General features: G+C 59.4%; 24 protein-coding genes and 1 tRNA gene. 12 read left to right on the forward strand and 13 right to left on the reverse strand.

Annotation, left to right across the window (positions count from 1 at the left end):
• Positions 1-18 precede the first annotated feature (18 nt).
• From OOZ53_RS10510 to OOZ53_RS10525, 4 genes are all read left to right on the forward strand, one after another.
• Entirely contained in the window at positions 19-477 is a 459-nt protein-coding gene (locus tag OOZ53_RS10510; RefSeq protein WP_271089467.1) for a tripartite tricarboxylate transporter TctB family protein, read from the forward strand.
• A 12-nt stretch (positions 478-489) separates the two neighbouring features.
• Positions 490-2001, forward strand: coding sequence for a tripartite tricarboxylate transporter permease (locus OOZ53_RS10515; protein ID WP_271089469.1), 1512 nt, complete (start codon positions 490-492; stop codon positions 1999-2001).
• Between the two features lie 59 nt (positions 2002-2060).
• Positions 2061-3509 carry an MmgE/PrpD family protein gene (locus OOZ53_RS10520; RefSeq protein WP_271089470.1) on the forward strand — a complete coding sequence of 483 codons (1449 nt, stop codon included), beginning with the start codon at positions 2061-2063 and terminating at the stop codon, positions 3507-3509.
• Positions 3510-3672: 163 nt separating this feature from the next.
• Entirely contained in the window at positions 3673-5223 is a 1551-nt protein-coding gene (locus OOZ53_RS10525; RefSeq protein ID WP_271089471.1) for an FMN-binding glutamate synthase family protein, read from the forward strand.
• Between the two features lie 236 nt (positions 5224-5459).
• Here OOZ53_RS10525 and OOZ53_RS10530 read toward each other — a convergent pair whose 3' ends face one another.
• Complete coding sequence (locus tag OOZ53_RS10530) at positions 5460-5861, reverse strand: MliC family protein (RefSeq protein WP_271089472.1); 402 nt, start codon at positions 5859-5861, stop codon at positions 5460-5462.
• Positions 5862-5936: 75 nt separating this feature from the next.
• Positions 5937-6013 (reverse strand) — tRNA-Arg (locus OOZ53_RS10535).
• A 200-nt stretch (positions 6014-6213) separates the two neighbouring features.
• Between OOZ53_RS10535 and OOZ53_RS10540 the strand changes: the two genes are divergently transcribed.
• On the forward strand, positions 6214-7317 hold the full coding sequence (locus tag OOZ53_RS10540; RefSeq protein WP_271089473.1) for a glycine cleavage T C-terminal barrel domain-containing protein: 1104 nt from the start codon (positions 6214-6216) through the stop codon (positions 7315-7317).
• A 261-nt stretch (positions 7318-7578) separates the two neighbouring features.
• On the opposite strand, the gene OOZ53_RS10545 is transcribed toward OOZ53_RS10540, so the two are convergent.
• The 5 genes from OOZ53_RS10545 to OOZ53_RS10565 form a co-directional block, all read right to left on the reverse strand.
• Complete coding sequence (locus OOZ53_RS10545) at positions 7579-7956, reverse strand: GtrA family protein (RefSeq protein WP_271089474.1); 378 nt, start codon at positions 7954-7956, stop codon at positions 7579-7581.
• A gap of 10 nt (positions 7957-7966) precedes the next feature.
• On the reverse strand, positions 7967-8893 hold the full coding sequence (locus OOZ53_RS10550; RefSeq protein WP_271089475.1) for a glycosyltransferase family 2 protein: 927 nt from the start codon (positions 8891-8893) through the stop codon (positions 7967-7969).
• Between the two features lie 279 nt (positions 8894-9172).
• Positions 9173-10810 carry a hypothetical protein gene (locus tag OOZ53_RS10555; RefSeq protein WP_271089476.1) on the reverse strand — a complete coding sequence of 546 codons (1638 nt, stop codon included), beginning with the start codon at positions 10808-10810 and terminating at the stop codon, positions 9173-9175.
• Between the two features lie 591 nt (positions 10811-11401).
• A complete protein-coding gene (locus tag OOZ53_RS10560; RefSeq protein ID WP_271089477.1) occupies positions 11402-12022 on the reverse strand; it encodes a hypothetical protein in 621 nt (206 codons plus the stop codon).
• 157 nt (positions 12023-12179) lie between these two features.
• Positions 12180-12959, reverse strand: coding sequence for a P-loop NTPase family protein (locus OOZ53_RS10565; RefSeq protein WP_271089478.1), 780 nt, complete (start codon positions 12957-12959; stop codon positions 12180-12182).
• A 292-nt stretch (positions 12960-13251) separates the two neighbouring features.
• On the opposite strand from OOZ53_RS10565, the gene OOZ53_RS10570 reads away from it, so the two are divergent.
• Positions 13252-14112 (forward strand): bile acid:sodium symporter family protein, encoded by an 861-nt coding sequence (locus tag OOZ53_RS10570; protein ID WP_271089479.1) that lies wholly within the window; start codon positions 13252-13254, stop codon positions 14110-14112.
• A gap of 13 nt (positions 14113-14125) precedes the next feature.
• On the opposite strand, the gene OOZ53_RS10575 is transcribed toward OOZ53_RS10570, so the two are convergent.
• The gene (locus OOZ53_RS10575; RefSeq protein ID WP_271089480.1) at positions 14126-15421 is read right to left on the reverse strand and encodes an amidohydrolase family protein; all 1296 of its coding nucleotides are present in this window, start codon (positions 15419-15421) and stop codon (positions 14126-14128) included.
• A gap of 224 nt (positions 15422-15645) precedes the next feature.
• On the opposite strand from OOZ53_RS10575, the gene hisC reads away from it, so the two are divergent.
• Entirely contained in the window at positions 15646-16749 is a 1104-nt protein-coding gene (gene hisC / locus OOZ53_RS10580) for a histidinol-phosphate transaminase (protein ID WP_271089481.1), read from the forward strand.
• Entirely contained in the window at positions 16746-17687 is a 942-nt protein-coding gene (locus tag OOZ53_RS10585) for a prephenate/arogenate dehydrogenase family protein (RefSeq protein WP_271089482.1), read from the forward strand. Before hisC ends, OOZ53_RS10585 begins: the two co-directional genes overlap by 4 nt.
• Positions 17688-17703: 16 nt before the next feature.
• On the opposite strand, the gene OOZ53_RS10590 is transcribed toward OOZ53_RS10585, so the two are convergent.
• Positions 17704-18720 (reverse strand): DUF2125 domain-containing protein, encoded by a 1017-nt coding sequence (locus OOZ53_RS10590; RefSeq protein WP_271089483.1) that lies wholly within the window; start codon positions 18718-18720, stop codon positions 17704-17706.
• 75 nt (positions 18721-18795) lie between these two features.
• On the opposite strand from OOZ53_RS10590, the gene OOZ53_RS10595 reads away from it, so the two are divergent.
• Positions 18796-19323 carry a gamma-glutamylcyclotransferase gene (locus tag OOZ53_RS10595; protein ID WP_271089484.1) on the forward strand — a complete coding sequence of 176 codons (528 nt, stop codon included), beginning with the start codon at positions 18796-18798 and terminating at the stop codon, positions 19321-19323.
• Here the strand turns inward: OOZ53_RS10595 and OOZ53_RS10600 are convergent.
• The 4 genes from OOZ53_RS10600 to ftsE all read right to left on the reverse strand — a co-directional run bounded on the left by OOZ53_RS10600 (position 19301) and on the right by ftsE (position 22625).
• Positions 19301-20110 carry a lysophospholipid acyltransferase family protein gene (locus OOZ53_RS10600; protein ID WP_271089485.1) on the reverse strand — a complete coding sequence of 270 codons (810 nt, stop codon included), beginning with the start codon at positions 20108-20110 and terminating at the stop codon, positions 19301-19303. The genes OOZ53_RS10595 and OOZ53_RS10600 overlap by 23 nt on opposite strands.
• A 59-nt stretch (positions 20111-20169) precedes the next feature.
• Positions 20170-20910 carry a YdcF family protein gene (locus tag OOZ53_RS10605; protein ID WP_271089486.1) on the reverse strand — a complete coding sequence of 247 codons (741 nt, stop codon included), beginning with the start codon at positions 20908-20910 and terminating at the stop codon, positions 20170-20172.
• A 76-nt stretch (positions 20911-20986) separates the two neighbouring features.
• On the reverse strand, positions 20987-21973 hold the full coding sequence (locus OOZ53_RS10610) for a cell division protein FtsX (RefSeq protein WP_271089546.1): 987 nt from the start codon (positions 21971-21973) through the stop codon (positions 20987-20989).
• Entirely contained in the window at positions 21966-22625 is a 660-nt protein-coding gene (ftsE, locus tag OOZ53_RS10615) for a cell division ATP-binding protein FtsE (RefSeq protein ID WP_136658396.1), read from the reverse strand. Before ftsE ends, OOZ53_RS10610 begins: the two co-directional genes overlap by 8 nt.
• A gap of 299 nt (positions 22626-22924) precedes the next feature.
• Between ftsE and OOZ53_RS10620 the strand changes: the two genes are divergently transcribed.
• The 3 genes from OOZ53_RS10620 (at position 22925) to OOZ53_RS10630 (ending at position 24767) form a co-directional block, all read left to right on the forward strand.
• Positions 22925-23506 carry a hypothetical protein gene (locus OOZ53_RS10620; protein ID WP_271089487.1) on the forward strand — a complete coding sequence of 194 codons (582 nt, stop codon included), beginning with the start codon at positions 22925-22927 and terminating at the stop codon, positions 23504-23506.
• A 129-nt stretch (positions 23507-23635) separates the two neighbouring features.
• A complete protein-coding gene (hpt, locus tag OOZ53_RS10625; protein ID WP_271089488.1) occupies positions 23636-24181 on the forward strand; it encodes a hypoxanthine phosphoribosyltransferase in 546 nt (181 codons plus the stop codon).
• Between the two features lie 223 nt (positions 24182-24404).
• Positions 24405-24767 carry a response regulator gene (locus tag OOZ53_RS10630; RefSeq protein WP_271089489.1) on the forward strand — a complete coding sequence of 121 codons (363 nt, stop codon included), beginning with the start codon at positions 24405-24407 and terminating at the stop codon, positions 24765-24767.
• The last annotated feature ends 6 nt before the right edge of the window (positions 24768-24773 follow it).

Raw genomic sequence — 24773 nt, forward strand, 5'->3', positions numbered from 1 at the left:
TGGCTGGGAGGTGACGTCATGACATTGCCGAAGGACCTGCTGCCCGGGACAATAATCCTGGTTCTGTGCGCCGCGCTTTTCTATGTGACTACAACGTTCGACAGCGATCCTCTCGGGGCCGCCCAGGGAATGCCGGCAACCCATATGCCGCGCCTTGTACTCGGCGTGATTGCCTTTCTGACCCTCGTCATGATGGCGCAAGGTCTACGTTCCCGCAGAAGCGGGGAAGGCGATACGCCACCCTGGAAAATGTGGGCAACAGCCGCAATGCTCGCGCTTACGGCTGTTCTGTTCCCGGTCATCGGCGTGCCGCTTGCCATCTTCCTCGTCTGCATTGCGCTGCCCGTACTTTGGGGCGCGCGCGACTTGGGGCATGTCGCCGCCTTCGCCGTTGCGGTACCCGTCGCCATTTATGTCGTGTTCCAGATACTGCTCGGTCTGCGCCTGCCGCTCGGACCGCTGGCATCGCTGTTCTAGAGGGAGGCGACCATGGAAATCGTCCTGGGCGGACTGCTCGAAATCCTGCAACCGCAAACTTTGCTGTTGATCTGTGTCGGCACCGTTGTCGGCGTGCTGGTCGGCGCTTTGCCCGGCCTTTCGAGTTCGATGGCCGTGGCGCTTTTGCTTCCATTTACCATCTATCTTGAGCCGATCCCGGCCATTGCCATGCTGGCGGCGCTTTACTGCGCCGGTACGTTCGGCGGATCGATTACGGCCATACTGATCAACGCGCCCGGCGCACCGCCGGCCGCGGCCACGGCTTTCGACGGCTATCCCCTGGCGAAAAACGGTCAGGCGGGGCGCGCGCTTGGCATGGCGGCGGCGGCCAGTGTCGTGGGCGGCATTTTCAGCCTTTTCGTGCTGATCCTGGCCGCGCCCTTCCTGGCCACCGTCGCCTACCGCTTCGGCCCGCCGGAATATTTCGCTTTGACCATTTTCGGCCTGTCCATGCTCGCATCGATCAGCGGCAAGTCGGCCGTCAAGAACCTGATCGGCGGGGCTTTCGGCGTGCTCCTGGCCACCGTCGGCGTCGACCTGACGACCGGCGTGGAACGCTTCACGTTCGGAGTGCCGGAACTCTATGAGGGCATCAGCTTCATTCCGGTGCTGATCGGCCTGTTCGCCATGGCCGAGCTTCTCGATCAGGCCGGCCAGAAGGACCGTCCGCTGGAGCGTTTCTCCATGTCGGCCCTCAAACTGCCGACCCTTGATGATTTTCGCCGAGTCTGGAAGACCATCCTGCGTTCGTCCGGCATCGGCACGTTTGTCGGCATCCTGCCCGCCGAGGGCAGCACCGTGGCCGCCATGATCGGTTACAACGAGGCAAAGCGCTGGTCGAAGAACAAGGACAATTTCGGCAAGGGCGAAATCGAGGGCGTGGCCGGTCCCGAGGCGGCCAACAATGCCGCCACAGGCGGTGCGATGGTTCCGACGCTGGCGCTGGGCATCCCGGGTTCGGCAACCGCCGCCGTTATTCTGGGCGGACTTCAGATCCACGGTCTGCGGCCCGGGCCTTATCTGTTCGAGAACCAGCCGAACCTGCTTTATGCGATCTTCTTCGCCATGCTGCTGGCCAATCTCGTATTCCTCGGTCTGGGTCTTGTCGGCGCGCGCTATTTCTCGCGCATCTCGCTGATCCCGCGCCAGTTCCTCTGGCCTGCCGTCTTCTGCCTTTGTGTTGTCGGCGCCTACGGTGTCGGACAATCGCTGAACGATGTCTACATCATGCTGATCGCCGGCTTTGTCGGCTACTTCCTGAACCGCGCCGGATTTTCGCCCGCACCGATCATCATGGGCCTGGTGCTTGGCCACATGGTGGAAAACTCGCTCGCCCAGTCGATGATCCTGTTCGATCAGGATGCCTGGCGCTTCCTGACGCGGCCCATCGCGGTGTTCTTCTTTATCCTTGCTGCGCTGAGCATTGTTTCCACGCCGCTCGGCACGTTCATCAGGACGCGCCGCCGCGAGGAGGCGGACAGGCTGGCCCATGGCAATGAATGAATAACGATCATCCACGAAACGAAACCTGCCCTGTGGGCTACCGAGAAGGATCACACCCGATGTCCGTCGCCAGGAATATCTTTGCCGACATGCCCGAACAGACCGCCATTACCGATGCCGCGGCCGACTTCATCGAACGCACCGGCTATGCCGATCTGCCGGAAGAGGCCACCCGGATCGCAAAGCGCTGTGTGCTCGATGGGCTGGGGCTCTATGTTGCCGGCTCTGATCACGAGATGGTCGAAATCCTCATCGAGGAAGCCCGTGAAACAGGCGGGCGCGAGGATGCGCTTCTGCCGGGACGGTCAGACAGGGTTCCGGCGCCGATGGCGGCCCGCGTCCTCGGCACGTCCGGCCATGCGCATGACTGGGACGATACCCAGGTCAGCAGCGATCCGGACCACATCTACGGCCTTTTGACCCATCCGACCATTCCGCCGCTGACGGCATCCATCGTCATGGCGCAGAAACTCGGCGGCGTCGACGGCAGTCGCTTCATGCTCGCCTTCCTCACCGGGTTCGAGGTGGAGTGCAAGATTTCGGAATGGATGCTGCCGCAGCATTATATGCGCGGCATGCATTCGAGCGGCACGGTCGGAACGTTCGGGGCCTATGTCGCGGCGGCCAAGCTGCTGGGTCTGAGCGGCGAAAAACTGCGTGCCGGCTTTGGCATCGCGGCAAGTCTTGCGGCGGGCATACGCTGCAATTTCGGGACCATGACAAAGCCGTTGCATGTGGGGCGGGCTTGCGAAAACGGGATCACGGCGGCATTGCTTGCCGCCCGCGGTTATGGCGCCGATCCTGCGGCGCTGGATGGCCCGTGGGGTTTTTTCGCCGTTCACGGCGGCGGCGTCAGTCATGAAAAGGTCAGCCAGCAGGGCTTCGGTTCGCCCTGGTCGATCCTGGAGCCGGGCGTCTCGATCAAACCCTATCCCTGCGGCGTGCTTACCCATCCGACCATCGACTTGATGCTGCGGCTGGTGAGTGATGCGGATATCGCGCCGCAGGCGATTGAAAGCGTTACCGTGCATGCCGGCACCAACATTCTGAAGCCCATCCGCTATCCCGTCGCTGCCAATCATCTGCAGGCCAAGTTCTCGCTGCCGGCCGCGCTGTCCATGATCGCCCTGGCGCGCAGCGCCGGGAAACGGGAATTCTCCGACGAATTCGTCCGCAGCGATGTTATGCAGACCATGCAGCGCCGCATCCGCACAGAGCTCGACCAGGAGATCGAGGCGCAGGGCTTCGACGTCATGCGTTCGCGCATCACCATCCGCCTGACGGATGGCAGCGAGGTTGCGGGCTGGGCGGACGAGCGCTATCGCGGCGGCCCGGACAATCCGTTGTCCGACGCCGATCTCGAGGCCAAGGTCCGCTCGTGCTGCGCGGGCGTGCTCGACCGCGCAGGTCAGGACCGCCTCATCGAAGCGGCCAGGGACGTTGAAGGCCTTGCCGATGCCGCTGTCCTGGCGACGCTTTTGCAGCAGCCTGCAATGGTGGCCGGGTAGCCCCCACCTTTAAGGGCGCAATCGATCACGGCTTTTTCACCGGATTATGTTTTGCCATTGATTGGCCCGCCGGCGCATTTAGATAGAATCTTGTGCCGGAGCGGGACACTGTGTCTTTCCGCTTCGGCGCATGTATTGATATCCGAGCCAGAGGGGCCGCGCCATGGACAGCCTGTCGAGCCAGTTCGTCATGGGAACGCTCAGTTTCCTGTCGACCCTTTTTGTATTCGCGATTGGACTGGTCGTCCTTGTCGTTGCTGTCCTGTTCATTCTCGACGTCAGCCAGACGGGCGATGCGGTGCGCCGCAACTATCCGGTGCTTGGCCGCTTCCGATATCTGTTTTCCATGCTGGGCGAGTTCTTCCGCCAGTATTTCTTCGCCATGGACCGCGAGGAGATGCCTTTCAACCGCGCCGAGCGCGAATGGGTGGACCGGGCCGCCAAGAACAAGGACAACACGGTTGCCTTCGGCTCCAGCAAGAGCCTGACGCCGCCGGGCACGGCGATTTTCGTCAATTGTCCGTTTCCGACGCTCTCGGAGGATGCCGCCGAATTGCAGCCGCTGGACATCGGCCCCTTTTGCCGCGAGCCTTTCCAGGCGCCGTCGCTGTTCAACATCTCGGGCATGAGCTACGGGGCCCTGTCGACACCGGCGGTGCGGGCCCTGTCGAACGGCGCGCGCATGGCCGGATGCTGGTTGAACACCGGCGAGGGCGGTTTGTCGCCGCATCACCTTGAGGGCGGCTGCGATATCGTCTTCCAGATCGGCACAGCGAAATACGGCGTGCGCGATGAGAATGGCGAAATGAGCGACGAAAAACTGAAGGAGGTGGCGGCGCATCCGCAGGTCAGGATGTTCGAACTCAAGATGAGCCAGGGCGCCAAGCCGGGCAAGGGCGGCATCCTGCCGGGGATCAAGGTGACCGAGGAGATCGCCGCGATCCGCGGCATTCCCGCGGGCAAGGATTCGATTTCGCCGAACCGCCATCCGGAAATCGACAATGCCGCCGAGATGCTGGATGTGATCGGCCGCATCCGCGACGTCACCGGCAAGCCCGTTGGCTTCAAGGCGGTTGTCGGTGCTTTCGGCTGGCTGGAGACCATGTGCAAGGAGATCCATGCGCGAGGCATCGAAAGCGCCCCGGATTTCATCACCATCGACAGCGGCGATGGCGGAACCGGCGCAGCGCCGATGCCGCTGATGGACAATGTCGGCCTGCCGGTCAAGGAATCGCTGCCGCTCGTCGTCGACATCCTGCAGAAATATGGGCTGCGCGAGCGCATCCGCGTCATTGCCTCGGGCAAGCTGATCACGCCTTCGGAGGTCGCCTGGGCGCTTGCCGCCGGCGCGGATTTCGTGACCTCGGCGCGCGGCTTCATGTTCTCGCTCGGCTGCATACAGGCGCTCAAATGCAACCGGAACACCTGCCCGACGGGCATCACGACCCACAACAAGCGGCTGCAGCGTGGCCTCAATCCTGAGAGCAAGGCGGTGCGCGTCGCCGGCTACTGTACCAACATGATCCACGAGGTCGAGGTGATTGCTCATTCCTGCGGCGTGCGCCGGCCGCGCCACCTGCGCCGCATGCATGTGCGCATCGTTCAGGACAATGGCCGTTCCGTTTCAATGGATGAGCTTTACCCTTGCCCGGAGATTTTGGCCGAGTACCGCACGGCGTCCGAGGTGAAGGCGGCTGAAGTGGCTGATGCTTGAAGCCAGCGATAAAAAACCGGCATGGCAGCGCTACAACAATTCTATTCCCATTATATCCCGCGTTAGGGTCCAATGGGGTCGGTAAAGACCTCCTTGATGTACCTTTACTGCATTGACATGGTGGATTTTGGTTGTGCGCCTTACCCCTAACCTTTTACCAGGCGCGTTTTGATGGCCCCTCGCTGCAGGGGCCTTTTTTTGGGTAAATGAATTCGGCGTCGCGGGGCGCGCCGCGATCACTCGGATAATTCTTTCTCAACCATGCAATGATCATAGGTCGCGGTGCCCGATTCGACGAGCAGCGCGCCCTTGCCGACGCTCCAGAAGACGGTGGATTCGTCCCGGTTGGCATAGCGCACCCCGCTTCCCGACAGCGTCTGCGGCAAATTCAGGGTACGCCCGTCGCCGAGCGTGAGTTCGACCGATCCGCCCGGCGTTGGTGGCATTCCCTGCCTGGCCGGCGGTTTCGACTCGCCGTCGAAAAAAGCCGCGGTGAGCGTCTTGCCGCCATCGCAGCGATAACTGTCTGTCGCCACCGGCATCTGGGGAACCGCACCGGCGCCGTAAGCCGACTGGCATACGGCAATGCCCCCGAGAAGCGCGAGCGGGCGCAGGACATCCAATGCTACCGATTTCATGTTCCACCCCAAACGAATCGCTTTGACGAATCTATGTACGGAATTCGGCTGAAAGGTGGTGGGGCTCGAGGAAACTGGCGATCCCGACAGGATTCGAACCTGTGACCCTCAGATTAGGAATCTGATGCTCTATCCTGCTGAGCTACGGGACCGCTTGATCCGGCCCGTCGGTGAAGCGGGCGGATCGCCGATATCCATACTACAAACAGACGGAACATCAAGGTCAATGGGGATCGCCGACAAAGGCCAAGGGTGACGTAATTTTGTCTTTGCCGGAAAATCGTTTGTTTGACCGACGGTGCAATGGCGCGTCTAATCGCCTTTAAAGAAAACAACGAACTGGAAACGCCCGATGTATGGAATAACGCCCTCGGCGCGGCTGCGCCCGTCGCCCTTTTTCGACGCAACCGTGGCCGAAGGGGTAACGAGCTTCACAACCTACAACAACATGCTGATGCCGACCGGATATGGCGATCCGGAGGGCGAATACTGGCGGTTGATCAACGGCGTATCCATGTGGGATGTCGCCGTTGAACGGCAGATCGAGCTGCGCGGTCCCGATGCCGGCCGGCTTGCGCAGGTCCTGTCGCCGCGCGACCTGACGAAATGCGTCGAGGGCCAGGGCAAATATGTGGCCTTGTGCAATCACGCTGGCACGCTGATCAACGATCCGATCCTGCTGAAGCTTGCGGAGGACCGCTACTGGCTATCCATCGCCGATTCCAACATCCTGTTCTGGGCCCGGGCGATCGCCGCCGAGCGCGGGCTCGATGTCGCGGTTACCGAGGCCGATGTTTCGCCGCTCGCCGTGCAAGGGCCGAAGGCAGAGGACGTGGTCGCCTCGCTTTTCGGCGACTGGGTGCGGACACTCAAATATTTCTGGTTCGCCGAGACCGAGATCGACGGCATCCCGGTCGCCGTCGCCCGCTCGGGCTGGTCGAAACAGGGCGGCTTCGAGATCTACCTGATGGACGGAACGAAGGGCGCCGGTCTGTGGAACCGCGTCAAGGAGGCCGGTGCGCCATTCGATATCGGCCCCGGCAATCCCAATGCCTGCGAGCGCATCGAAAGCGGGCTCTTGTCCTGGGGCGGCGATACGGACGATGCGACGAATCCCTACGAGGTGCGCCTCGGCGCGTTTGTGGACCTCGACGTTCCCGACGATGTCGTTGGAATCAAGGCGCTCAGGGCAATCAAGGCTGAGGGGCCGCGTCGGCACCAGCTCGGTGCCGTGCTTGACGATGAAAAACCGACGGCCCTGCCTTTCCGCTGGTTCGATATTGCCGCGGATGGCGAAAAGATCGGCGATCTGACCAACTGCGTGTGGTCATACCGGCTGAAACAAAATATCGGCTTCGCGCTCGTTTCGACGCAAATCAAACCCGGAACCGAGGTCACGATCCACAAGGAAGGGCGCGCGGTCCAGGCAATGCTCCGCGAATTGCCGTTTATCTGACGGCGATTTCCAGCGACCGCTCAAGCGGTGAACAGGCTTTCGGCCGTGCCGGTTGGCTGCTGCCTGGATTGTCTCTAGGAAGCGCCGCAGTTCATCGCTCAGCAAGCCGGCCGGCCCTGGCGATGCCGCATGATGAAATCGATGCAGTTGAAGCACTCCACTGCATGTGGTGGTTATTGAACGTGCGGCATGCAAACCAAACTTGACCAAGCCCTCCTCAAATGATTGAAAATTCAAATTTATTTCGGATCGCTGCATAAGCTATCTTTTGTTGAAGACCAGATAGCGATTGCCCAGATAACTGAGCAAAAACTGTATGGCGGAGGCGATCAGAAAACCGTGATGATAGCTGCGGTTGCCGAGATCCGTCCAAACGAACAGTACGGTCGCACTGACAACGGCAATAGCGAAATAGAGTGCCAAAAAGCGTCCCAATTCTTCAAGAAACGATTCCTTTTGCCGGTCCCGAAAGACCAGGTAGCGATTACCTGTGAATGAACAACCAATGCCAATGCATGCAGCGAAAAAGTTGGCAATGCCGACCGGACGCAGATCAGCGATTTCTACAAGAAATGATAGGGATGCAAAGTGGACGCCAGTTGCAAATAGCCCGTTCAACACAAAGAGAGCGAATTCCACCCAAGGCAGCCTAGCTGGTGGAAATGACTTCATCAATCAGAGCTTCGTATTGGACAGGAACTGCCGGCCCACCGCGCGCGATGCCTGCGAGCATCAAAAAGGACAGTGTTAATGTGCCGGTCTGAATGAGAATGAGAATTAGGAGGCCAAGAACGGTCGAGAACCAGCCTGGAGTTGCCAAGCCAAAGATCTTGAGTACCGCTGCAACGAGCATCGCGGCCACCGATACCATCATGACCAGGATGCAGATAAGGCCTACTCGAACCAATACATCTTCAGCAAAAACCATGAGTGCACGAAAACCATGGAGCACAAGAGATTGAAAATTCATCTTGCTTTGCCCTGAATAGCGTGGGCCGCGTGCAATCGGACATGGTTCAACCCTTAGCTTGGAGGCCAATACGCTGGCCGGTACGTGGATCCAGGTCTCGTGCATGGCCGCCAATCGCCGGACCGCCGATGGGCGTAAGGCCATGAAATTTCCGAATCCGATCTCTCTGCCGGTCAGCAGGCGGAAGATTGCCCGGTAGACCTGATAAAACGCCTTGAACTTGAGTGTCTCAAAGCGGCTGGTGCGGCGAGCCACAGCGGCGTCAACGGTCGGCGACTCAAGCGCGGAAAGCAGCTTATGTACTGTATCTGGTGCATCCTCACCGTCAGAATCCATCACGATGGTTGTGGCATCGGGATGTTTTTCAGCAATGTATGACAGGCCAGTCGCGATGGCACGTTGATGGCCAACATTCCGTTTGAGCCGCAGCACCACCCCTTCCAAACCCGCTTCAGCTATCAAATCAGGGTTGATCGGTTGCCGGACCGATCCATCGTCAACAGCAATGACGTATATGTCGCGGCCCATGAACGAGGCGAGTTCACGGAATAGCCGAGCGCAAGCATTTTTATCTTCATAAATGGGTGTCAGAACCACATAGCTCATATTAACGGCGCCTTTTGAGTCAGTGATGACCAGATTCGAACAGCTGCTTCATCAGGTCCTGCAACAAATACAGCCATGGATTTTGGGTTGAGCAACCGCTGAGGTTGTTTTCGTATTATGCGGTTCTGCCCCGATGGGGAGCGTTTGATGGGAACGGATATGGCTTCCTTGTGCATCCTTATTGATTTGCTCCAACTTTGCGGCCCTGCAGATTTGCCGCAACCAGCCCACACGCCAGCCTGCATCTTCGCGCTCAAGGGCGAAGTCACGAGACACGCCCTAGTCAACTGTTATGATTTCCGGCGAACGCGCTGTCGCAAACTGACAGAGCGATCCATCGCTTCCAACCGCAAACAGTCGGATCCGACCATCCTCTGCCATTCTTACAATTCCCGAGAACCCGGAGTGTAGCGCGTCAGAATTGCCAGTCATGTAACCTTCTTTTTCTAGATGGTCGAAAACGTCTTGTCGGCGAAAACCTCCGCCGGCAAGACCGACAATCTGATCGGCATCATTGACAGCCACGACCCAGTCTATGGGCGTTTCCAGATTTTCCCCGCCACGTACCCAGCCGAAGATCAGTGCAGCACCCTCAGATGACGGCACTCTTTTTGTGTGGTCCAGAAAACCAATGCAGGCGAAATTATCAGCGTTCGAAAATGCTTCATCCAGGAGCTGTCCGCGCCAGCGAAACGGCGTCCAGTCCACAATATTGGAGTTAGCCTCTCTTTGGAATGTCCAAACTCGCCGCAAGGCATCTTGAGTTGGGTAGAGCTGCTGATGACCGACTTCCGCGATGGGCACATCGAAATCAGCGGCTATCGCGGCAAGCTTTATCTCATGATGGCGATGCCGAATGATATCGGAGTTAAAATAGTTGCTAACAAGCGTTAGCGTCAGGAATGACGCTGCAATCAGACCAGATGCGTTGTTGTGTGGCCAGATTTTTTCTGACATCGGGTCTGCGTTACGAAACAGGCCTCCTGCGCAAATCAGAAAAATTATGGAAATGACCGCATATCTTGAATCCTGCCCGTCATTGACATCAAGCCTGACGAGCGCCGTAAGATAGGCTGCTCCAAATGAAAATGCATAGATCATCAAGCTGGTGGCGATACGCGGATCGCCGGTTAGCCGATTCCGGCCATTTGGTGTGAACAACAACCAAAGGGACCGCAAAGTACAAGCAATAATCAAAGCCGCTGAAATAATAAATGCAGCGGGGCCAAAATGCGCCGAACTCATTGGCATCGCAAAGAAACTGACGAGATAACGCAACTGCCCAGCAATATTCACCAGAGATTGTTCAGGATCCGTATGGTGTTTCTCGAAAGTGAATCCCGAAATATAAATTAAAAAAGTAAATACAAAAAAGCCGAGTACGATGAAAAATGGCGTAAAAGATGATGTTTTACTTCGAGAGAGCATCGAAAACAATAAGATAGGCGGCCAACATGCAAGCCCGTATCCAAAGCTGAAAGACGCTGCCAATGCGAACAATCCAGAGGCTATAGCGTAAAAATTGTGATTTGCCCGGCTCTCCAGGCATTTGGATATGCTCAAAAATGCCAGCAATGAAAAGAGAATGGAAAAATATACATGGACTTGTTTTTCCCAAACCAGATTTTCATAGTTCTGAAACGACAGAAGCAGCGCCAAGCCGGACGCAGTCACTCCATACGAATACAGAATTTGCGTGTTTTTTCCGTATGCCCATCCGCTTGCAATATAAGCGATAAATGGAATGGTAGCGTATAGTAAAAGGAGCGGGAACAAGCCCGACGATCCAAATGCCACAAGATCAAAATACCATACAAGCAGCGGAATAGCCGGCCTGTGCTCATTGTCCAGGAAGTATATCGGATTGAAGTCTACAAAAGGTACATTATTTTGAATAACATCCAGAACTTTCACCATATCCCAATACGGCGCGAAATTTCTATATGTTATCATGTTAAAAGATGAATGTGCCAGTATAAATACAGATACCGCGATAATGAAAACGGGGACGTATTTGTTCGATATTTCTCTCAATTTCGATATACTTTATTTCTGATATTTCTGGAATTACAGACGCGGGGACTTTTATCTTTCCACCTGCTTCAGTCGCGCGGAAGATTTAAACGCTTATGAACGTTCCTGGTGTGTTGTGTGTAGAATTTGCGGCATTCCGCTGTTGGTGGTGAATGCTTATCTGGTAACAATTTTTTTTGTGCACGTCGACCGTATTGCGAACCGTTTTCAAGAGCTTTGTCGCCGAGCGCATTGTTCGGTTGTGGTGCGTTTTGCCGTCTGCCATTGGATCACGGAACTTTTGCTTGTCGATCGCCTGCCTAGCCAAAAACAGGCAATACATATGTAAAAATACGTATTGGACTCTTTCTTTTAATTATTTATCCGAAAACAGAGTGCTTTGTTCGGTGTATTTTCTCTAATATATTGAAATATACGATTTCTTTATTGCGCATTGATATTTGTTTATGAATGCTGTTTTCAGCACATGCTTGCTCAAGCGGTGAACAGGCTTTCGGCCGTGCCGGTTGGCTGCTGCTGGTAGATCGTCTCCAGAAAGCGCCACAATTCATCGCTCAGCCAGTCGGGCAGGCCCTGGCGCCGCTGCATGATGAAATCGGTGAAATTGAAGGACGGATCCTCGACGAAGTCGAGCGCGTCGGCGGAGAGGGCGGGAAGGCGGATCTGCCGGTCCATGCCGATCTTCATCAGATCGTGTTCGCCATAGACCGGGGCGCGAAAGGCGCCGATCGCGTCGTTCCGGACCAGAACGAACTGGCTTGAACCGAGCTGCCGGCGCAGGGCAACGGCCGCCTGGATCGAGGCCAGCGTGCGGTCGAGAAAAAAGAACACTGCCACGCCCATACCCGCTGCCGCAGCAGCCTTCTCATAGCCGATATCGTCAAAAATCGAAAAGAAGCGTTCGAGGTGGTGGGCTTCCAGGTCGATCACGTAATCGAATTGCGGGTTTTCCAGAATGCTGTCGAACAGCCGCACCTGGCCGTCCGTACGGGACAGATCGATGGTGGTGCATTCGTGGCCGAAATAGCGCTTGATCGTGCCGTGGGGATAATCGGTGTCGACGATGCGCGGCAGGTCGTCGGTCCCGAGGCGCAAAAGCTCGGCATAGAGCCGCGCGAAAATGGTCTTTCCGTTGCGGGCCTCGTCGGAACAGATGATGTGAATATTGGCGCCGATGGCAGGACTCCTGCTCGCCCCGGTCCCTCGCGTCCGGGATACGAGGTCACTCTAACCCCGTATCCTAACAGCTTGTCTACTTCTTTGCCGCCCGCTGTGGCTCGGCCTTGGGCTTGGCCGCCGTCTCGCTGCCGGCGCGGCCGAGATTCTGCAGCAGGCTGAGATGGTTGAACTCGGCATCGAGGTCCGAAACCCATTTGCGGACATAGCCGCGCAGAACGAAGGAGAAAGTGGCGTCGGCGCCGCGTGCGTCCTTGTTGTCGACAAAATCGGAGAATGTCACGCCGGCGAGGTCGACCTGCTCATAGGCCATTTCATTGAGCTTCGGAATATCGATTTCCTGTGCGTCGGGCAGATCGGCGAAATACTTCTTGAAGGTCTTCTCGTCCCATTCAAAGAAGTTCGTTTCGTTGATGAAATTGCGGGCAATGACGTAGTTGATGCCTTTGATGTATTCGGAGATCTCGTTGATCTCGTCGAGCGATGCCACGGACGGACCCACCACGTGGATCAGGCCGAGGTCGAACTGGCCGTGACGGGCGGCTTCCAGAACGCCGATCCGGTCGAACGTGTCCAACGAGGATGACAGGTTTCCGGCCTTCAGATCGACAATGGTGACCTTGACCGCCGCCGAATCCAGCGTATCGAGTATCTTCATCTGGTCGGCGACCGAGTTCAGGTCGATGATCTCGGTGATGTCGGGATAGAACCGCTTGAGCGTGCCGCGCGGGTTCTCGGTATCGAAGGCGCGGGCCGGCATGTTCTTTCGGGCCAGATGGTCCAGCAATGCGCGAGAGGTCGTGGTTTTTCCGACGCCGCCCTTGTCCGCGCCGACCATGATTACGGTTGGTTTCATAAGATTCTTCCCTGATTTTGCGAGGCTCAACTTTTGTTCCCGCACTCAATGACTTTTTGAACTCAACAATTATTTCGAACGCTACGCTGAAGCCGCCGCACGTCCGATGTCGACAAACTTTCCGGCGAAAACGTGGCGGTTCGGCGATCCGGTCAAATCTCTTTCCGCCTCGGCCCGAGGGGCGCAACCGGTTGCCGAATTGCCCGTGTCGGGCGCCACGGTCCCAAACCATTCAAAGGTCTATTCAAACGCCGATGCCGGTCTATAATCCGGCAAAAACCGGAGGGGTATCTTGGGCATTTTATTGAGCGTCTTCCTGCCGCTGTCGCTGGCCTTCATCATGTTCTCGCTGGGCCTTGGCCTGACCGTCGCGGATTTTGCCCGGGTGGTGGCGCGGCCGAAGGCGTTTTTCGCCGGCGCCGCTTCGCAGATCGTGGTCCTGCCGGTCGTGGCGTTCCTGCTTTTGCAATTGTTCCGCCTGCCGCCCGAACTGGCGGTCGGCGTGATGATCCTGTCATTCTGTCCGGGCGGTGTGACCTCCAACATTATCACCAAGCTCGCGGGCGGGGCCGTGGCGCTTTCGGTGACCCTGACCGGTGTCGTCAGCCTCGTATCGGTGATCACCGTTCCGTTGCTCGTTGCCTGGGCGGCCGATCATTTCATGGGCCAGGCCGCGCCCGATATCAATGTGACGGCGCTGGCGCTCGCCATGTTCGCGATCACCGCCGTACCGGTGGCGATCGGGGTCGCGCTGCGCCATTTCGCGGCATCGCTCGCCGACCGGATCGAGATGCCGGTGTCGCGCATCGCGCTGGTCCTGTTCGTCGTGATCGTGATCGGCGCGCTTGCCGCCAATTGGAGCCTGTTCGTCGCCAATCTCGTGCTGCTCGGGCCGCTGCTTGTCGTGCTCAATATCGTGTTGCTGATGCTGGGGCTTGGCATCGCCCGGGTCATGGGTCTCGACCATGCGGACGGTGTTGCGATCGCCATCGAGACCGGCGTCCAGAACAGCACGCTGGGGATCACGGTGGGCAGCCTGATCGTCGAGGCCGCCAGCGGCCTGCCGCCCTTCAGCCTGCCTTCGGGCGTCTACGGCATCACCATGTATTTCGTCGCCGTGCCGTTTATCTATCTGATGCGGCGGCGCGCCTGATCGAGTTCCCGTATCAGCCTGAGGCCTCAACGGGCGCATAATCCGCCGGGTTGAGCGTACTAGGCCGTCCGTCCAGGTTAATACGGGTCGCGCATGGCTCCGTCTGCGCCAGAATTTCGCCGTTTCGCATCACGGCAAGGCGCGTCGCCCTCAGACGGATGGCTTCAACGGGATCGCGCGCATCGAGAAGGACACAGTTCGCCGGCCGGCCTTTTTCGATTCCGTAATCGTCGAGCCCCATCGCAAGCGCCGAGTTCACCGTGACGGCATCGAAAGCCTGTTTCATGGCGTCGATCGAGGTCATCTGCGCGACATGGACCGCCATATGGGCGACGTCCAGCATGTCGGCGCTGCCGAGCGAATACCAGGGGTCCATGCAGCAGTCCTGGCCGAGCGCCACGTTGATTCCGGCCGACAGAAGTTCGGGCACACGCGTCATGCCGCGCCGCTTCGGGTAGGTGTCGTGGCGGCCCTGCAGGGTAATGTTGATCAGCGGGTTGGGGATCGCATGGATCCGCGCCTCTGCTATCAGCGGGATCAGTTTTGAGACGTAATAATTGTCCATGGAGTGCATCGAGGTCAGGTGCGAGCCGGCGACCCGTCCCTCAAGACCCAGCCGAACCGTCTCCGCCGCGAGCGTCTCGACATGGCGCGAGGCCGGATCGTCGGTCTCGTCGCAATGCATGTCCACCCGAAGACCGCGCTCCGCAGCGATCTCGCAGAGCCTTTGAACGGATGCCGCGCCGTCCTGCATGGTGCGCTCGAAATGCGGAATGCCGCCGACGATATCGACACCCTTGTCGAGCGCCCGCAGCAGGTTGCGCTCCGCGCCCGGCGAGCGGAACAGGCCGTCCTGGGGGAAAGCCACAAGCTGCAGGTCGATATAAGGTTTGACCTTTTCACGGACCTCCAGCAGGGCATCAACGGCCAACAGGCGGTCGTCGCAGACATCGACATGGCTGCGGATGGACAAAAGGCCGCGTGCGACGGCGAGGTCGCAATAGCGCAGCGCCCGTTCCACGACGGCCTCATGGGTCAAAAGCGGCTTCAATTCGCCCCACAGCGCAATGCCCTCGAGCAGCGTGCCGGAGCGGTTGAGCCGTGGCTGGCCGAGCGACAAAGTGGCGTCCATGTGGAAATGCGGGTCGATGAAGGGCGGCGTCACCAGGCGTCCGTCCGCATCGATCGTCTTTCTCGCCTGTGCGTCCAGACCCGGTTCAATGGCGTCGAACCGGCCATCGGAAACGGCGATATCGACGCCGCTGCGGCCATCGGGAAGATTGGCGTTGCGGATCAGTAGGTCGAGCATGGATCACTCCAGATTATTTTGCTTGTGGTCGCCTTTTGGTGCTGGCGATGTATAGCAGCACGACGCCGGTGGGTCGGGCAAGAGGTCGTATACCGATGAGACGATCCGGCCGGACCCATCATCGCCTAAACACTCGACATTCGCGCTCCGGACCGCTATGCCCCGCAGGTCATGACCTGCCGCCGGTCGCCATGCGCCGACGGCATGAGCAGGAAAACGGACCGATGAGCAGTGCCAGAGTGAAACCGTCGCCGAAAGCCGGCGTCATGGATATCGCCGCCTATGTGCCGGGACGGGAAACCGCGCCCGGCGTCGAGCGGGTCTACAAGCTGTCCGCGAACGAGTCTCCGCTGGGGCCGAGCCCGAAGGCTGTCGAGGCACTCGCAGGCATCACCGATCATCTCGAGATCTACCCGGACGGCGCGGCGCATGTGCTCAGGGACGCCGTCGCCGAGGTGCACGGGCTCAATCCCGCCAATATCCTGGGCGGCAACGGGTCCGACGACCTGCTCGCGCTGCTTTGCCAGGCCTATCTGTCGCCCGGCGACGAAGGCATTGTCTCGGAACACGGTTTCCTGGTCTACAAGATCCAGATTACCGGCGCCGGCGCGACACCGGTCACCGTGCCGGAGGCCGATTGCACCGTCGACGTGGACGCGATGCTTGCCGCCGTCACGGAGCGCACGAAGATCGTGTTCATCGCCAATCCCAACAATCCGACCGGAACATATCTTCCCGTCGAGGAGGTGCGCCGCCTGCATGCCGGCCTTCCCGGTAATGTGCTTTTGGTGCTCGATGCGGCCTATGCCGAGTATGTCCGGCGCAACGATTATGAATCGGGCATCGAATTGGTCTCGGCAAACGAGAATGTCGTCATGACGCGCACGTTCTCGAAAATATACGGGCTTGCCGCGTTGCGCATCGGATGGCTTTACGGTCCAGCGGCGGTCGTCGATGCGCTCAATCGCATCCGCGGTCCGTTCAACGTCAATGCGGCCGCCATCATTGCCGGCGCCGCAGCGATACGCGACCGGGACCATGTGGAACGGGCCATCGCCCATAACCAGCTATGGCTTTCGCGCCTCGTCGAAGGTTTTGAGGCGCTCGGCCTGAGGGTGACGCCGCCGGTGGGCAATTTCCTGCTGATCCACTTCGACGGCGCCGCGAAAACGGCGGCGGAAGCCGACGATTTCCTGACAGGCCGTGGCTTTGTGCTGCGCCGGGTCAAGGCCTATGGCTTCGACAATGCGCTGCGCATGTCGGTGGGAACCGAGGAAGCCAATGAGGGCGTGCTCGCCGCGCTGAAGGAGTTTTTGGGTCAAGCATGAGCAACGTTCAATTCAAGAAGATCGCCCTCATAGGTATCGGCCTCATCGGTTCCTCGCTGGCGCGGGTCATCCGCGAAAGGCAGTTGGCCGAGACCATTTCGGTGTCTACCCGAACGTCCGAGACGCTGGAGCGCGCGCATGCGCTGGAGCTTGGCGACAGCTACACGACGTCGCCGGCCGAGGCGGTGCGCGACGCCGATCTCGTGATTGTCTGCGTTCCGGTCGGCGCGTCGGGAAGGGTGGCGCGCGATATGGCGGCCGAACTGAAACCGGGCGTCATCGTCACCGATGTCGGATCGACCAAGAAATCGGTCATCGAACAGATGGCGCCGGCCCTGCCGGACAATGTCCATTTCATCCCCGGGCACCCGATTGCCGGCACCGAGCATTCCGGACCTGACGCGGGTTTCGCGCAATTGTTCCAGGGCCGATGGTGCATTCTGACACCGCCGCCCGGCACGGACGAAGCGGCCATAGAAGCGTTGTCTGATTTCTGGCAGGCCTGCGGATCGATGGTCGACCGGATGGATCCGGATCATCACGATCTGGTGCTGGCGATCGTTTCGCACCTGCCGCAGCTCATCGCCTACAATATTGTCGGAACCGCCGACGATCTCGAGACGGTGACGAAATCCCAGGTCATCAAATATTCGGCATCGGGTTTCCGCGATTTCACGCGCCTGGCGGCATCCGATCCGACCATGTGGCGCGACGTGTGCCTGAACAACCGCGATGCCATTCTCGAAATGCTGGCGCGGTTCTCCGAGGATCTCGCGTCGCTGCAGCGCGCCATCCGCTGGGGCGACGGCGACAAGCTCTTCGACCTTTTCAGCCGGACGCGGCATATCCGCAAATCGATCATCGAGGCCGGCCAGGATGTGGATGTCCCGGACTTCGGCCGCCATGTCGCGGTGACGGAGAACCAGCCGGAAAACTGATTCCGGCGGGCCACGGTTAAAGTGGCGGTATCTTGCCGAGCTGAATGAAGCCGATGCGAACGGTTCCTTTGTCGACATTGATCGGCAGTGACAGGTTGGACCCGCCGCCATTGATGCTGACTGCGATGCCGGCGGCGTTGGCGATATCGTCGGACATGTCCGGAAATACCGTGCCGATGAACTCCTGCCAGGCTTTCATGTCGCGGATCTCCAGGTTGAACTTGCCGGTGAGGTAACCCTCAGCGTCGATCGAAAACGGGCCTTCAATACTGAGCCCGGCGCCATTGTTCAGGTCGGCATTGAGGCTGTTGAGGGACGCGCTGAGATTGCGCCAGGGCTGCTGTTCCGTTCGGCCACCACCCGACAAAAGCCAGGCACGGTCGCCGAGCGTCAAATCGGCCTGCATGTCGAAGGTCGTCGATGTATCCAGCACGCCACCGAAAACGAGGCTTGCCGTGTTCAGTCGAAGCACCGCGTCGAGATCGGCGCTGTTCTGGCGCGCATGCAGCTCGGAGGACGCCGCGGCGACCTCGACCGGATCCGTTTCGCCGGGCAGCGTGATCGCCGCCTGCAGGTTGCGTGTTTCCAGCGATGCGCGATCGAGGCCGCTCAGATTGAACACCGTGCTTGAACGCAGGACCTCCCAGTCGAGATCGGCGAGAAGCCCGATAGCGGCCTCGACGGATACCGGGCCGTCCAGTTCAGAGACGATGTGGTTGGGCTTGTAGACCTGCGCCGCCGATCGGAAGCTTCCGGCCGTCACGGTGGTATCGGCAACATTGTCCTTGGCGAGCACGGATGTGCAGTACAGGCCGAGGCGGAACGGATAGCCGCGCACATCCATATCGCGGCAATCGGCGGTAACGTTCTGATCGCGCAGGTCGCTGAGAAGGAACTGGCTGCGGCTTTCCAACTGGTCGGCAAGGTAAAACCACACGCCCGTATAGGCGCCGATCGCCACGACGATGCCGATCGCCAGCCACAGGAACCTGCGGGACGATTTTGCCGGCTTCTTGCCACTTGACCTGGCCATTCGGTTCTCCAATTGTGCAGCTTGCCGGCGGCGCCCGGGCCGCCACGCTTCGAATTCGGGATACTGATCAACGATATGGATGATTTTTGGGTGTTTGGCTATGGGTCGCTGATGTGGCGTCCGGGATTCGACTTCGTTGAAGCGACGAAAGGCCGCCTTTTCGGCTATCGCAGGGCGCTGTGCATCTATTCATGGGTGCATCGCGGAACACAGGACAAGCCGGGTCTCGTGCTCGGTCTCGACCGTGGCGGCTCCTGCACGGGCATGGTGTTCCGGGTCGACGGGGCGAATCGCGATGTGGTTCTGGCCTATCTGCGCGAGCGTGAGCTTGTCACCAATGTCTATCTCGAACGCACCGCGCCCGTGCACCTGCCCGACGGGCGGCGCATCACCGCCGTCTGCTATGTTGCCGATCAGTATCATGAACAGTTCGCCGGCCATCTGAGCGCCGATGACGCGGCGAGACGCGTATCGGTCTCCGAAGGCCGCTCGGGGCACAATGCCGATTATGTGGCGAGCACCGTCGAGCATCTGAAAGAGATGAAGATCCGCGATCACTGGCTGGAGGATGTCGCCCGGCTCATGGACCGGCCTCGGCGGTGACGGCTTTCTTCGCAGTCAGACCCTCGTAGCGCCTGCGTGCCTGCTCCGGCAGTGGCAGGCCGGGATTTTGCCGCACCGCGTCGATAAGCAGTTCGTCCACGGCTGTCTCGGTGGCGGAAATCAGTCGTTCCATGAATTCCTCCGGCGGCAGCCCGGGCTCGATGGGCTCAAGGAACCGGACCCTGATGTTGCCGGGATAGCGCAGGAACTTGCGGCGCGGCCAGAACAGGCCGGCAATGACCGCGACAGGCATGACCGGAACATTGAGATCCGCATAGAGGCGCGCGATACCGTATCGATAGGCAGGCTCGGCACCCACGGGGCGGCGTGTGCCCTCGGGATAGATGATGAGCTGGCGGCCGTCGTCCATCTGCCGCTTGGTCTGCTCAAGCACAGCCGGCATCACCTTTTCCCGGCTGCCACGGTTGATCGGCACCATGCGCATCTTGCTGACATACCAGCCGAAGAGCGGGATCCAGGTGAGCTCGCGCTTGAGGATATAGAACGGATCGTCCAGATAGGGCAGAAGACCGTAGGCATCCCAGAAGGACTGATGCTTCGGTGCGATGATATAGCCGCCCTCGGGGATGTTCTCCAGGCCTTCCACCGTGTGCGTGGTTCCGACGATCGCGGCGAGCAGCCAGTGATTGGTACGCACCCAGAATTTCGGGATGATCCAGGCCGCTTTCCGCGGCATGAGGAAATAGGGGATCGAGAAGATGATCATCTGAATGATCAGGCTGAGATAGAAAGCAAGGTTGAAGAGGGCGGAACGCAGGTAGATCATCAAATGAACCGGGCCGGGTTTGCAGGTCGGGACCTAGTCTGAGCATCCCCGGCCCGCTGTCAATTGCTGCGACCGGCTTCCGCGGCAACCGGGTTGTCCGCCATCTGCTTTGTCTCACTTGAGCGCAGACCGTTGCGGGCGCTGGAGCCGGGAGCCAACCGGTAGCGGGCCGCGAGATATTTGAGATATTCGGCAGCGACCATGCGCAGCGCCGCCGGGTGTTGCAGCCATTGCAGGTTGCGCAGATCCGTGGCGACGACGGGATAGGGAATGAAATTCGTTTCCGCATCGACGCGCCGCAGTTCCAGAAGGCTGCGCGGCATGTGGTAGTTGCTGGTCACGACAATGACGTCGCGATAGCCGTGTTCTTTCACCCAAAGCGCTGCTTCGTTGGCATTTCCGATTGTATCGATCGCGTCGTGGCCGATGTCGACGCAGCATTCGAACAGTGCCGGCTCGGAGTGCGTCAGCGTCTGTATCTGCCGGCTGGTGGTTGCCGGATTCACACCGGAAATCAGCAGCCGCCCTGCGGTGCCCTCGTCGAGCAGATCCAATGCGCGTTCGATGCGCTGTCGGCCGCCGGTCAAGACGACGATGCCATCGGCCTCCGCGATCTTTCGTGGCGGCTCAAGTGCCATGATGTTGCGCGTGAAGCGCAGGAAACTTCCAGCAAACAGTCCCACCGCCAATGCAAGGACGAGCAGGAACAGCCCTGCCAGCCGCCCAAGCCAGCGCGCGCCCCCGCTGTGCTTTTTCGGCGTTTCGGTGGTGTCCGAATCGCCGGTCGGATCGGTGTTCATACCCCTCCATACAGCGCCTTTGTGGCAAGCGCCAGAGCAGGTGGGATTTAGGCTGTGGGGTTCGCAATGCCGGGTTTCATATCGAGCGCGTCGGATCGGAACGGATCAGATCGATCTCCATGATTGTGCGGATAACGGTTATGCGCGTCGTCAGCGCCGTCAGCACGGCCGTGATGACGACGATCGACAATGCTCCGATATAACCGCCCGCGCTCATGGAGAATCCGCCAAACAGAGCCATGGCCTGATCACTCTCCGGCGTTGCGATGCGCGCATTGGCCCAAAGGCCGGCGACGGCGAAGGCGATCGTTGCGCCCAGGCCGCCGGCAAGGGCGCCCTTCAGCGCGATCATGAAAAAGTGCTTCTGGAATTTGGATGCGACGAAACTTGCCTCCGCGCCCACGAAATGCAGCACCTCGACAATGTGATGATTGCCGGAAAGCGCACCGCGGGTTGCGAATATGACGGTCAGGACGGTGGCGATGAACACCAGCGCCAGAACGCACAGGCCGATGATGACCGTCGTGTTGGCCATGGCCACCAGCCGGTCGACCCAGGTGCGGTGATCGTCGAGAAACGCGTTCTTGACGGAATCGTCGAGCGCGGCGCGCATGCCGGCAAAATCGGGCGGGGATGTCTCGTCGATGGTAATGATGACCAGCCGTGGAACCGGCAGTTCCTCCATGTCGAGACCCTCGCCGAGCCAGGGCTCGAGAAGACGTGCCGTGGCCGCCGTGTCGACTATGGTCGCGCCGGTCGTTCCGGAAAAGGACAGAGCGATATCGCGCGCCTTGGCGAGCTCGGCGTCAACATCCATGCCGGATTCGGGTTTGATCTGTATGGTTATTTCCCGCGAGATCTGGCTCTGCCAGCTATTGGCCGTGTCCTGGACCATGATCACGGCGCCGAGCGTCAGGCACGCCAGAAACGACATGATGGAGATAACGAACATGAGGGAATTGCCGGCAATGTTGGTGGCCGGCACGATCGGCGCCATCGGCCGCAGAACGATCTCGCGCGGATTTTCCCCCAAGCCTTTTTCGCCGTCGGTCATGTCATTCATAAATTTCAAGCCGCCCGCCCGATAATATCATGCGCCGTGCATCGATCTGATCCATCAGCGACAGATCATGAGTTGCGATGATGACGGCCGTTCCGAGCTTGTTCAATTCGAGAAAAAGCCGCAGCAGACGCCGCGCCAGCGGCGCATCGACATTACCCGTCGGCTCGTCCGCCAGCAATATCTCCGGCTGGTCGATCAGGGCCCGGGCAATGGCCGCGCGCTGCTTTTCACCGCCGGAAAGGATCGGCGGCAATACATTCATGCGATCTCCTAGGCCGACCCATTTGAGAAGCTCCATCACGTCCGTGCGGTAGCTCGTCTCTTCCTTGCCGCGCACCCGCAAGGGCAAGGCGACGTTCTCGTAGGTCGTCAGGTGATCGAGCAGCCGGAAATCCTGGAAGACGATGCCGATGCGGCGGCGCAGCTTGGGCAGTTCCTGCTGCGGGATCGTGGTGATGTCCTGGCCGAAAACGCGCACGAAGCCGCGGGTCGGCTGCAGCGACATGAACATCAGGCGCAGCAGGGTGGTCTTGCCGGCCCCGGATGGACCGGTGAGGAACTGGAAGGAACGCCTGGGAACCTCGAACGTCAAATCGCGCAGCACTTCCGGCCCCATGCCGTAACGCAGTCCAACGTTGTCAAAGTCGATCACGCGCGCCTCGTTCGTGCATATCGAAAACCGGAGCCGGCCGCCGACACGGTTAACGAGTTGATAATTTCGCCCCTGTGCAGCACGCCCGACCGACCCGGTTTCCTGTTTGTTAACCCAATGCGTTTACGTCTGTTAAAGAATTCCCGCAATGGCCGGACCAGGGGCACCTTCGACAGCTTATGCAAAGTGGCAGCGGCAAGCACAGATTCGGCTATAGTACGCGAAATCAATTTTCGAAACAGTCTTCGCATAGCCGAACCGAAAAAACATTTCAAAGTCGTGCGCCCGTGCGCGGCCGAATGGCCGATGCCGATATCATCGATGCCGAATTCGAGCATGTAGACGGTCCGGCCCTGCGGACAAGGCCGCAACAACGGCCAGCGCCGAAAAAGAACATTCCCGCTGAAGATTTCGGCCGTCCGTCGCCCGGCGCATCTCCACACATGAATCTCTTCTCCAATGCCAAGACGCGCAGGAAACCGGTGCGGCAGCGGTCTGCCCCCGCCTTCGCGGCCGTTGTGATCGTAGCGAGCGCTATCGGCTTCTGGCTGTCAGGCGGCCATGCGCTTTTCACCGGCTCCGCCGGCAAAGGCGGGCTGACACTGTCGGCAATCTCGGTCGATCCGCTTCGCGTTCAGGATGAATCCTATTTCGTTCTGCACGGGGTGATCAGCAACGAATCTGCGGATGCGCGGGCGGTTCCCCTGCTTGCGATCGAATCGGGTGAGGGACAGGAAGGCCAGATGCCGCTTTATGCCCGCACGGGCAAGGAAAAGCTGGCGGCGGGCGAAAGCACGCGCTTCAGGGTGCGCGTGCCGTCAACGGTTCGCGATTACGATCAGTTAACCATCTCGCTGGCCGGCGCCGGAACCGCCCGTTGACCTGAATCCGGCGCCAGGCCGGCAGAATCCGTGAATACATGACGGTTGTTCTTTTCCTTTGCGCGCCCATGGACTACACCGGCGCATAAGTTAAATGGTCACCAAAGCCCAGAACCTGAAAGAACCGCCATGCCCGTAGTCCGCGGAAAAAACATCGACATCCTGTTTTCGCCGGAACAGATTGCCGAGCGCAACCTCGATCTTGCCGCCAAGATTGCGGAGAAGCCCAAGAACGATCTGCTGGTCATTTCGATCCTGAAGGGATCCTTCATCTTCGCCGCCGACCTGTTGCGCGCGCTGCACGCGGTGGGTCTTGCCCCGGAGGTCGAGTTCATCACGCTGTCGAGCTATGGCAAGGGTACCAAGAGCCAGGGCGTCAAGATCATCAAGGACATCGACAGCGACGTCACCGGGCGCGATATCCTGCTGATCGACGACATCCTCGAATCGGGAAATACGCTGCGTTTTGCGCGAGACCTCATGTTCGAGCGCGGCGCCAATGATGTGTCGATCGCTGTTCTGCTCGACAAACGCAGCCGTCGTGAAGGAACGCTCAACGCCGATTTCGTCGGCTTCGAATGTCCCGACTATTTCGTTGTCGGCTACGGCATGGATGTGGCCTATGCGTTCCGGGAGCTGCCCTTTGTCGGCGTCGTCACGGGAGATGCCGAGTAGTCCCGCGTTTGCGCGCGCCAGGCCAACACTCTGTTAAGCATGATTTGCCGAAAGGCGGGCCGGCGGCCCGATTTGTCGCGCGGAGACATGGCCGTTTACCCGCCGAAAAGGATTGCGTGTTTTGCTGTCAAAGGGGCGCGGAATCCGTTCCGCGCAGAAGTACAGGGAGAGCTTCGGACGGCCTGCATGCCATCCGGGTTCAGACAATTTCGGACGGGAATAGATGGCAAAAATACTGATTGCCGAGGACGAGGATTCGCTTCGTCGTTTTGTCAGCCGCGCGCTTCAGATGGATGGGCACGATGTAGACGAGGCTCCTGACGGCGCCGCCGGACTGGACCAGCTTCGCCAGGACATGTCGTACGACCTTCTGTTGTCCGATATCCGCATGCCGGTGATGGATGGCATTGAACTGGCGCATACGGCGGCAGCCGAGTTTCCCGAGCTGAAGATCCTGTTAATGACGGGCTACGCCGAACAGCGCGAGCGCGCTGAATCATTGTCGAGCGTGATCGTCGACGTTGTCGCCAAACCATTTACGCTGCCTGATATTCGCGGCGCCGTTGCCGAGGCGCTGACGATCTAGAACGCT

The organism is Allohoeflea poritis (genome assembly GCF_027889715.1).
Taxonomy (GTDB): Bacteria; Pseudomonadota; Alphaproteobacteria; order Rhizobiales; family Rhizobiaceae; genus Hoeflea_A; species Hoeflea_A poritis.